This is a genomic window from Streptomyces sp. NPDC093598 (genome assembly GCF_044764825.1).
Taxonomy (GTDB): Bacteria; Actinomycetota; Actinomycetes; order Streptomycetales; family Streptomycetaceae; genus Streptomyces.
This window is the reverse complement of record NZ_JBIWIV010000005.1, coordinates 338210-347131: the sequence shown is the minus strand read 5'-3', so window position 1 is coordinate 347131 and position 8922 is coordinate 338210. Positions and strand designations below refer to the sequence as shown.

Here is an 8922-nt window from a genome sequence, read left to right as displayed (position 1 = left end):
CGAGATACGAGCCGACCTCCACCTCGGACTGCTCCAACTCGCCTGCAGCATCATCTGCTTGAGACGACTCCGAACCTCATTCTGAAATGATCAGTAAGTGAGCACTTGGTTCTCGGTTGTCTGTTTCATTTGGTTTAGGTGTCACGCCAGTTGGTGGTGGTTTCGTGGGTGAGGCGGCGGGTCATGAGGTTGATGGCGGCCAGTCGGATCACGGCTGCTGATCGGTGGGGGTGGGTTTCCTAGTCGCGGGCCAGCCGAGGGTGCGTTCGATGACCCAGCGGCGGGGCCGGACTTGGAAGCCGCGGACAGTGGGGTCGCGTTGGACATTTCGAGGTCGATGCCGAGGTGGGCCGCGTTCCCGGCTTTGGCCTTGTAGCCGTTGTCGGCCCAGGCTTTGGTGATGGTGAGGTGGCGCGCGGCGACGTCGGCGAGGAGTTGGGTGCCGGCGGCGGAGACGCTGGCGGCGGTGACGGCCACGGCCAGCAGGAAACCAGGTGTCGGTGACGATGTGCCGCTTGCGGCCGATGATCTTCTTGGCCGGGTCGATGCCTTGGCTGGACAGGTGGACGGTGGCTGAGGTCTTGATGCTCTGGCTGTCGATCACACGTTCTCCGCGCGGCGGCTGTCGGGGCCGTGGGTGTCGCGCCCGTCGACCACCGAGGCGAATACGGTGCGCGAGTGGCTGACGTGGACAGGCGCAGCCGAGCCGCCGCCGACGTCATGACGACGTGCCCAGCTTGCGATCCTCACGCGCTGCGTCTTCCCCATGTCTCATGAGACCCCGCCACGCAAGGATGCTTCAGGGTCACCACCGAGGAGGTGCAATGCGCAAAGCCGTACTGCGTCCCTCAACTGGTAGGCGGTGGAGCGCAGGTCGTCGTCGTGCGCGGAGGGAGCGCGACATCCCGCGTGGGCACTGGCGGATCTGCTCTGCCGGAACCGGCGGTATGTACCTGAGGTCCATGAGGGCCCCGCGCTCCCGCGGTTCACGCTGCGCCAGCCGCTGCGAGCAGCGCCACCGGCAACAGCAGTATCCATTGCGGCAGGCGCAGCAGCGGTTTTGACCATCTGGCCGCCAGGGAAACGATGAGAAACACGCCGGAGTAGGCCACGAAGTGGGCGGCCAGGAACCAGGCGATGGTGTCACCGCCAGAGCGGTTGCCCAGCGCCAGCCAGATCAGGGCAGCGGCGGCCAGGATCAGGTCGGCCGTGACCATGTGCCAGACCGCGTGCAGGACACGGCGGGGCTCATCGGGGACGTTGCCAGCCAGCAGTGGCCGGATGACATCCCGACCGCCAGCCACGGCATGGATGGCTGCGACCGCGCCGGCCGTTATGCCGGCGGCGAGAAACCAGGCGTTCATCGGGTCTCGATTCCGCGGCCGACGATGGCCGCCAGTTGCGTGGCCAGCCGTGGGTCGGGCTGCTCGCCCACCAGGGCGACGTGGAAGAAGACGGCGCCGGCCAGTGTGTCCAGTACCAGGTCGACCGGCAGGCCGGGGTTGGCCTCCCCGCGCTGGACAGCTCGCTCGAACACCGGTGCCAGCCCGTCCTTGGCCGGGGTCAGGAAGTCGGAGCGAATGCGGACCTGCAATTCCGGGTCGGCGGCGAAGTCGGCCAGCAGGCCGGGCAGGGCAGCGGCCGCGGCCGGGGTGGAGAACTCCTGGATCAGTGCCTCCAGCAGGGCAGTGAGATCGCCGGTCAGGCTGCCGGTGTCCGATGCTGGGGCTGCCTCTGTCTGGGTGAAGACCGCCTCGTACACCAACTCGGCCTTGCCCGACCAGCGGCGGTAGATGGTGTCCTTACCCACGCCGGCCCGAGCCGCCACCGCACCGATGGACGTGTCGGCGTAGCCGACTTCAGTCACCAGCTCGGTCGTGGCGGTCAAGATCGCCTGATGGGCCCGGCTGTCTCGGGGACGCCCACGCGGGGCACTGGGAAGCGTCACGCGATTAACCATACGGGACGCCCCGATTGGTAAATGCGCCGGGTACAACGCGCAGAGATGCGGCCCGATCTCGCGACCACTACCACTTCAGCAGTGTTGCCGTCGCCGGTGGAGAGACGCAGCCGGACGCGACGACCGCGCCCGGCGCCGGTCCGATTCGCGACCCGCGAGCGGGTGAAGAAGGGGCAGCCACTCTGCCTGATCGGTGATTCCGGCACCGGCAAGTCCGCCAAGGACCGAGGCGTGGCGACGCTGATCCTTCATGATCGGCGAGAACCGCCGGCGGGTCGAGCACGTCTACCGCGAGCTCAAGGACGGCCTCGGGCTGTACCACTTCGAGGGCCGCACCTGGCTCGGCTGGCACTTCACCCTCGTCACCGCCGCCCAGGCATTCCTCACCCTGAGGCGGCTCGACCCAAAAGCCCGCACACCGGCCTGACCCTCTACCAGGTCCTCGACGTTCTTCAGGAGACCTGCTGAGGTGCTGGACCGGCACCTGCACCACCTGCGGACGCCCCCTGCCCAGCCTTCGGAGCAGCCGCAGACAGCCCACAACCTGACGAAGCACTATTAGGCACTGTCTGACAATTGGTCCTGTCGTGGGTCGTGGTGAGCTGACGGATGCGGCATGGGGAACGGACAGCTTCCATGCTTCGGCCGGGTAGGCGTGGCCATGAAGGCCGCGGGTGCCGCCGGAAAGGCCGCGACGGCCGTCGACTTGGCTACGGAATCGGCGGGTACCTCGGAGGTGCCGCGATCGGTGGTTGGGACTGGACCTGATTACTTGGGGGCACAACCTCACGCTCGCGGGGTGACACGGAAAACAAGCAGGTCACCCAGCGCGGCAGAGATCATTTACGGGACAACGCTCAGGCCGCCACTCGGGCGAGAGTATGAACCGTCGTCGGATAGGGACGCGATAGCCGCAACGGACGCGTCCACATCCCCAGACTGACCTGATCACCGAACTCGCGGAGCCGGGAATCCAACCGGTCCTGTTCCCCGCTGTCAGGGCGCGTACATCTCGACATCGGCCGGAGGAGAACCCTCGGATCGTCGTCGGGCTGGAGCTGCTCACCGGTTCCACTCGCCTCAAGGCCGGTACGGCACAGAAGCTGTCCTCAACGTGCTCTCGACGATCACGGTGATCCGGCTCGGCAAGACGGGAACCTGATGGTCGACGTGCGCGCCTCCAACGACAAGCCTGCGCGCCCGCTCCGGCGTGTCTCCTTGAGGCCACCGGCGGCCACCTGCGCGCGGCGCTGGCGGAAGGGGTCCGCTGACGCGGACGCAGACGGTCCGCCGGCGCTCAGCGGTGGGCGGCGCCCGGTACAGGCGCCGCCCACCGCGTGACGTTCAGTCCTCACTTGCGCTTACGGATCTGTGCCGCGCCGAAGATGACGAAAGCCAGGATGGCGATCCCGAACAACAGCCAGAGAGGGATTCCATCAAGTCCTTTGTAGGCCAGTACCGTCGAATCAGTGGGTGATTGCACGAGACCTCCTTCATGGGATGCACCGACGCGGGTGCGGTCTGACTCGGCGTCTTCGTAGGCCGCCTCCGTGGCCTCGGAGACCGCCATTCCCCGACCGCGCAGAAGATCGCTCCTGCTCCGGCCGTCAGGTATGTGCAGTCGGCAGTGAACGCCTTGCCCGCGGCGAAACCGATCGCCGTTCCGGCAGCCGCCCTGTAGTCTCCTGTCGCCAGCTGGCCGGCCAATTCACCGGCAGTGATGGCCTCCCCGGCTTTACCGACGGTGTCCATCAGGTCGCCGAGGCTGAGGGTGCCCGTCGGGTCGATGCGGTTGACGTCGGCGAGCGCGACGACCGAGCCCCTATGGCGTCGGTGAGGTGAAAGTAGGTCTTGCCCCCGGTCGTCATGGAGTTCAACGTGCCCCCGGGCTCGTGGTTGAAGCACATGTCCACACCGGCAGTTGTCTTCACAGACGGGCGGAGGGGTCCGTTGTGGAAGACGGTGTCACCGAGGCGGATACGTTCGCTCTGGTCGGTGGCCCCGTACCGGCCCGCGTAGGCCGGGCCTGTGAATCGTTCGGTGTAACTCCCGATCATGGAAGATTCACCGATGCCAGTGAGAACGTGGCCGAGCAGGAGACTGTCGAGTGGGCAGCGGCTGTGTCGGCGAAGGCCGTGGGCGACCAGCTGATCGCGGCAAACGATTAGAGACCGTCCGGACGGAGGTGGGGTCGGTGGAGATAGCCGTGCCCCGTGACTGCCGGACCTTGCGCTGGAAGGCCGCGGTGAACGCCTTCGGCATCGCCTTCGGCGGCCGGCTCTCAGCAGCTCGCCAGTAACCAAAACCCAGCTGGTTGCACCGTTCGTTTGACAGACCGTCGGCCTGGTCGGTACCCGCGACGGGAATGTCGTACGCGTCAGCACCGGTGAGACCCTCAACCAACATGCTCACCGCGTTGCTCACGATGACAATCCAGGGGCCCGCCTTCGCGGCCTGCGAAGTCCGTGCCGTCCTACGGCTCCGGCGGCATGGCCGGTGCGGGAAGGTCGAGAACGCGGGCGAGGGCGGCTGTGACGGGAGCGCAGCGGCCAGGTAGGTGCCTGGAGGCCCAGTCGGCTGCCAGCGCCAGGAAGTCGGCCAGGTCGCGCTCGGCACCGGCGAGCAGGTGGCGGAGCTCGGCGACGGACAGCTCGATCACCGGACTGTCGCTCTGCTCGGCGTTGACAGTGAGCCGGACGGTGTCGCCGAAGCGCTCGGCAACTGGTGACACGGGGTCGTGGCCGAAACCGAGCAGCCTGCCGTCGTCGACGAACTGGTGCCAGTCGCGCCAGTCCTCCAGCCCGTCGCAGCAACCGGGCAGGAAGGTGACGCCTGTGGAGTTGTCGGTGACCCGCAGGCCGCCGGCCGCGAAGAGGTTGTCGAACGTCAGCAGTCCGTGAAGGAACGAGTCGAGTGCGTCGGCCTGCTGAGGTGGCCGATCGCCATGGGGGTCGATGCCATTGCAGCCGGCGATGCGCATCATGGCCGTCCCGACCTCAGCGGGCGAGAGCTCACCGCTGAGGGGCAGAAAGGCAAACGACTGGATCTCGGCGACAGGCCAGAGGTCGAAGCCGTCAGGTGCGTATATCTCCAGGACGGGCTGCATCACGATCACCCAGCGAAGTGTTCCGCATCCCGCACCCGTAGCGCGCCCCGATTACGCCGAGCAACTCGTCTCGGCCATGGGGAGCTGCCTTCGTACCTTCCTGACCAGATGTGTACGCCGACACCACCTCGCGGTGAGCGAGACCCAGCAGCGACTGACCACGCGTGCCTGGCCTCGCATCGAAAACGAACGACCACGGGCCCCCGGGGGAGGTATCACCCCGGGGGCCCGGCATATGGAGTCGTGCTGCTCAACGACAGCGCACGTCGGGTGTCACGCGTTGGCCGGCTGTAGTTCCTGGCAGCGGGCCCGCTTTGACAGGTCTGGGGCCTTGCGAGGTTCTACGACATCAGGTGGGTGGCGGAGCGGGCCCGCTCCCACATGCCGGGAATCTGCTCGGTGGGGCGCTGCTGTTCGCCGTGCAGAGCGTTGAGCACGACCAGGCATCCGGTCAGGGCCGATACCGCCCACTGGGCAGTGGCCAGCTGCCGTCGCGCCTTGTCGAGGTCGATCGGGTGCTTTCCGGCCTTCTCGGCGTCAGCGGGGTCGGTGGAGGAGGCCAGCTCGACCTTCTTGCCCAGGACGCGGGCGTAGGCGGTGGCGGCCAGAGCCGCAGCGGTGATGACGGTCTTGGCCGCAGTAGAGGCGCCCACGCCCTGCTGCGTGGCGACACGGTGCGCGTTCACGGCGAGCAGCCCGCCACCACCGAACAGGTGCGCTCCGATCGCGGCGGCGTTGACCGGCGCCCACTTCGCCCAGCCCGACGAAGAGATCCGGTCTCGGCTCGCCTCCGTGCCTCCTTCGCCCTGGGCCGCCCCGTTGAGGCCGACCGCCCCCATCAGCGAGCCCCCGAACCAGGCGGCCAGACCAAGATCATGAAGGCTGCGAATGACGGTGTTTCGTTCAGACATGGCCTAGAGCTCCTTCGGATCGGCAGGAAGGGCCTGGCCGACGTGGACGGCGAAGCCCACCCCCACCCTCACCGGACTACGTATGCCCTGCCATCACGGCAGGCCAGATGAGTGACACCGGGGGCGAAGGCGTTCGGTCCAATGAGAGCGGCCGGCGCCCAATCCGCAGAGCGGGTGGCAAGGGCCACAAGGGCTTCAAGCTCACCGAGACTCGCTCGGGCCGGTGGATCGACCTGGTGAAGACGAACGCCGGCCAGTGGCAGGCCAAGGACCACACCGGCCGCAGCCGTCTTCGACTTGGATGCGGCCGGTAACGCTGGCGAAGGTCACCGACGGCAAGGGTCCGGCCTGGCACTACAAGGCGCGTTCACCGGTAGCCGATGCACGCGCGAGGGTACGGAAACGGCGCACTTCCCAGCCAAGATCCGTTACACCACTCCGCGGGACGCCATCGGCGGAATCAGCGCAGTCCGGCGAAGAGATCGTTCTCGGGTACGGCCGCGCCGGTGGCGTCCTGGACACGTACGAAGGTTTCCATGCCCATCAACTCGCCGAACCTCTCCTTGCCCATCTTGAGGAAGAAGATGTTCTCGCCCTGACTGGCGTGCGCGGCCAGCGCGTCGAACTTCTGACCGCTGAACGCGGTGGTGTCCACCCACGTGGTGATGTCATCGTCGGGGAGGCCGATCTCGGCCATCGCGGCGGTTTCGGCAGGATCCGGCTCCGGCATGTCCTCATGAAACTCGCGCATGATCTCGCCGAACCGCTGCATCATCGAGCGGGGCATCGTGGTCCAGTACACCTTCGGCGTCAGCGTGGTCATCTCCAGTGCCGCCATCGTGATGCGGTGGGCCTGGATGTGGTCGGGGTGGCCGTAGAAGCCGTTCTCGTCGTAGGTGACGACCACATCGGGTCGGTAGTGACGCAGGAGTTCCGCGAGCCGGGCCGCGCCTTCCCGCACGGGGGTCTGCCAGAAGGATCCGGGGGCGTCGTTGCTCGGCCAGCCCATCATCCCGGAGTCGGCATAATCCAGCATCTCCAGATCGCTGACCTTCAGGACGTCACAGCTCGCCTCGAGTTCTCGACGGCGCATCAGGGCGACAGCCGCCGGATCGTGCCCCGGATCGCCGGGCTTGACACCTCCCGGTCCGTCACCGCAACCGCCGTCGGTACACGTCACGAGAACCGTGCGGATGCCTTCCGCCGCGTACCGCGCGAGGACCCCTCCGGTTCCGGTGGCCTCGTCGTCGGGGTGGGCGTGTACTGCCATGAGCGTCAAGGGCCGGTCAGTCATGAAACAGTCCTCCAGCAAGAATACGTCTTGGTCCGAGTGCGCGGCGGCGTACCGCGATCCCTGGGCCCGGCTCCTGGTGGGGCGAACGATGTCGTGGTCTTGGTGTTCCCCGCCCGTGCGGCGCCGGTCCCTCGGTCGATGCAACCGCGCCGACCAGCCCGGCTGTTCCCGGCGCGGCCGCTTTGCCTTCCAGGCGTCGGCGTTCGACGGCACACAAGGTACAGGCGCGACTCGCACGTCTGAGCGCCACGTCGGATCCTCGGCGGCCTTCCGGGGTGACGCCGGGTTCGAGTCGCGGGGCTGCTGACCGGTCGCATCGTGGGGCCGCGCGATGTCGGCGGCCCGTGCGGGCTCCCGTGTGCTACCGCGGTGTGCACCGTCCGGATTCACTGCGGGTCTGCGCCGACGGGCATTGGGGGCGCCCTGGGCACGGTCGCGGACCGGCGGTAGGCCGGTGACCTTGTCGAAGATCACTCCAGCGTGACTTTCCCCTGGTGGCTGTGCACCCGGATCGCTGTCGTCCGGGTCGGCCGCCAAGGGCGGAGAGAATGGGAGAGGCAGGCGAGGTCGAGCACGCCGTCGGCGGCTCGGACGGTCCCGGGATCACACGGTGGTGGGGATGACCACCATCCGGGTCACCGAACCATCCTCGCCCACCACGTCGCGCACGTGGCGGAATCCCAGCCGTCGGCACATGGCAAGGCTCGCCGTGTTGTCCGCACCCACCATGCCGTAGGCCTCCTTCAGCCCCAGGTTGTCCGAGGCGTGGCGCAGCAGGCCGCGGACGATTTCCGCGCCCATGCCCTGTCCCCAGTAGTCGGGGGCGAGGGCGACGATGAGTTCGTGTCCGTCGACGTTGCCGGTCTTCTTCACTTCCGCGTGGCCGATATACGTGCCCTGCCACCACACGCCCCACACGTCGAAGCGCTGCGTGGGGTAGACGTCGGTGAGGATGGCGCGGAACACCGCGCGCAGGTCGGCCTCGGGCGCCTGGTCCTGGCCCATCCAGCGGCACACCTCCTCGTTGCGCAGCAGGGCGACGAAGTGGTCCTCGTCCTCGGGGCGGTAGGGCGTGAACTCCAGTCGTTCCGTTCTCACAACGGGTGTCATCGGGGTCATCGGCTGGCTCCTGGGGTGAGGCGAACGACGGTCTCTCGTCTCGCGAGGCGTGCCTGTCGGTGGACACGGACCTCCCGGGACGGTGTCCGGCCGCCACGCCTGCGGGTGGCGGCCGGTCGTCAGCGAGCGGAGGCACCCGGGCGGCGGCGTCCCCGTCGGACGAACGTCCCTGATGGGACTCGAGCGGCCTCGGCGGTCGGACACCGTCCGGGGCCGGTTCCCGGGTACCGGGCCACGGGGAGACGGCGCACTCCGTCTCCCCGTGGCCGCGGCTCAGGCCGGCCGAAGGGGTCATACCTCCGCGTTCTGCATACGCTCTCGCAGGCTGCGCGGACGCATGTCCGTCCAGACCTCGTCGACGTAGGCGGAGCACTCCTGCTCGGTGCCCTCCTTGCCGACGGGCTGCCAGCCCTCAGGTACCGCGATGTCGACCGGCCAGAGCGAGTACTGGTCCTCGTCGTTGCGCAGCACCTGGTAGCGGGTGTTCTCGTCCATGTCGCGTTCCTCCGTCGTGGGTGGGACTTCTTCGGTG

At 67.8% G+C, this 8922-nt stretch carries 9 protein-coding genes and 2 pseudogenes; 2 read left to right on the top strand and 9 right to left on the bottom strand.

Annotated features, from left to right (window positions below; all coding sequences use genetic code 11):
- Window positions 1–141: 141 nt before the first annotated feature.
- From ACIRDU_RS20020 to ACIRDU_RS20010, 3 genes are all read right to left on the bottom strand, one after another.
- Entirely contained in the window at window positions 142–477 is a 336-nt protein-coding gene (locus ACIRDU_RS20020; RefSeq protein WP_403581242.1) for a hypothetical protein, read from the bottom strand.
- A gap of 509 nt (window positions 478–986) precedes the next feature.
- Window positions 987–1364 carry a hypothetical protein gene (locus ACIRDU_RS20015; protein ID WP_403581241.1) on the bottom strand — a complete coding sequence of 126 codons (378 nt, stop codon included), beginning with the start codon at window positions 1362–1364 and terminating at the stop codon, window positions 987–989.
- Window positions 1361–1888: a TetR/AcrR family transcriptional regulator gene (locus tag ACIRDU_RS20010; RefSeq protein WP_403581240.1), complete on the bottom strand. Its 528-nt coding sequence runs from the start codon at window positions 1886–1888 to the stop codon at window positions 1361–1363. Before ACIRDU_RS20010 ends, ACIRDU_RS20015 begins: the two co-directional genes overlap by 4 nt.
- A gap of 337 nt (window positions 1889–2225) precedes the next feature.
- Between ACIRDU_RS20010 and ACIRDU_RS20005 the strand changes: the two are divergent.
- Window positions 2226–2387: pseudogene (locus tag ACIRDU_RS20005) on the top strand (IS701 family transposase); the annotation flags it as partial.
- Window positions 2388–3000: 613 nt separating this feature from the next.
- Window positions 3001–3301 (top strand): annotated as a pseudogene (locus tag ACIRDU_RS20000) (N-acetylmuramic acid 6-phosphate etherase); the annotation flags it as partial.
- A 10-nt stretch (window positions 3302–3311) separates the two neighbouring features.
- Here ACIRDU_RS20000 and ACIRDU_RS19995 read toward each other — a convergent pair.
- The 6 genes from ACIRDU_RS19995 to ACIRDU_RS19970 all read right to left on the bottom strand — a co-directional run bounded on the left by ACIRDU_RS19995 (window position 3312) and on the right by ACIRDU_RS19970 (window position 8885).
- Window positions 3312–3530, bottom strand: a complete 219-nt coding sequence (locus ACIRDU_RS19995) for a hypothetical protein (RefSeq protein ID WP_403581238.1) — start codon at window positions 3528–3530, stop codon at window positions 3312–3314.
- 903 nt (window positions 3531–4433) lie between these two features.
- Window positions 4434–5066 carry a hypothetical protein gene (locus ACIRDU_RS19990; protein ID WP_403581261.1) on the bottom strand — a complete coding sequence of 211 codons (633 nt, stop codon included), beginning with the start codon at window positions 5064–5066 and terminating at the stop codon, window positions 4434–4436.
- A gap of 341 nt (window positions 5067–5407) precedes the next feature.
- Window positions 5408–5977 (bottom strand): hypothetical protein, encoded by a 570-nt coding sequence (locus ACIRDU_RS19985; RefSeq protein WP_403581237.1) that lies wholly within the window; start codon window positions 5975–5977, stop codon window positions 5408–5410.
- 460 nt (window positions 5978–6437) lie between these two features.
- Window positions 6438–7271, bottom strand: a complete 834-nt coding sequence (locus ACIRDU_RS19980; protein ID WP_403581235.1) for a PIG-L family deacetylase — start codon at window positions 7269–7271, stop codon at window positions 6438–6440.
- Window positions 7272–7874: 603 nt separating this feature from the next.
- Window positions 7875–8390, bottom strand: coding sequence for a GNAT family N-acetyltransferase (locus tag ACIRDU_RS19975; RefSeq protein WP_403581234.1), 516 nt, complete (start codon window positions 8388–8390; stop codon window positions 7875–7877).
- Between the two features lie 291 nt (window positions 8391–8681).
- Window positions 8682–8885 (bottom strand): MbtH family protein, encoded by a 204-nt coding sequence (locus tag ACIRDU_RS19970; RefSeq protein WP_403581232.1) that lies wholly within the window; start codon window positions 8883–8885, stop codon window positions 8682–8684.
- Window positions 8886–8922 lie beyond the last annotated feature (37 nt).

Excerpts from the sequence above, each read along its gene's own strand:
- ACIRDU_RS19985 (WP_403581237.1), bottom strand. The coding sequence starts at position 5,977 with ATGTCTGAACGAAACACCGTCATTCGCAGCCTTCATGATCTTGGTCTG.
- ACIRDU_RS19995 (WP_403581238.1), bottom strand. The coding sequence starts at position 3,530 with ATGGCGGTCTCCGAGGCCACGGAGGCGGCCTACGAAGACGCCGAGTCA.
- ACIRDU_RS20015 (WP_403581241.1), bottom strand. The coding sequence starts at position 1,364 with ATGAACGCCTGGTTTCTCGCCGCCGGCATAACGGCCGGCGCGGTCGCA.
- ACIRDU_RS19975 (WP_403581234.1), bottom strand. The coding sequence starts at position 8,390 with ATGACCCCGATGACACCCGTTGTGAGAACGGAACGACTGGAGTTCACG.
- ACIRDU_RS19970 (WP_403581232.1), bottom strand. The coding sequence starts at position 8,885 with ATGGACGAGAACACCCGCTACCAGGTGCTGCGCAACGACGAGGACCAG.
- ACIRDU_RS19980 (WP_403581235.1), bottom strand. The coding sequence starts at position 7,271 with ATGACTGACCGGCCCTTGACGCTCATGGCAGTACACGCCCACCCCGAC.
- ACIRDU_RS19990 (WP_403581261.1), bottom strand. The coding sequence starts at position 5,066 with ATGCAGCCCGTCCTGGAGATATACGCACCTGACGGCTTCGACCTCTGG.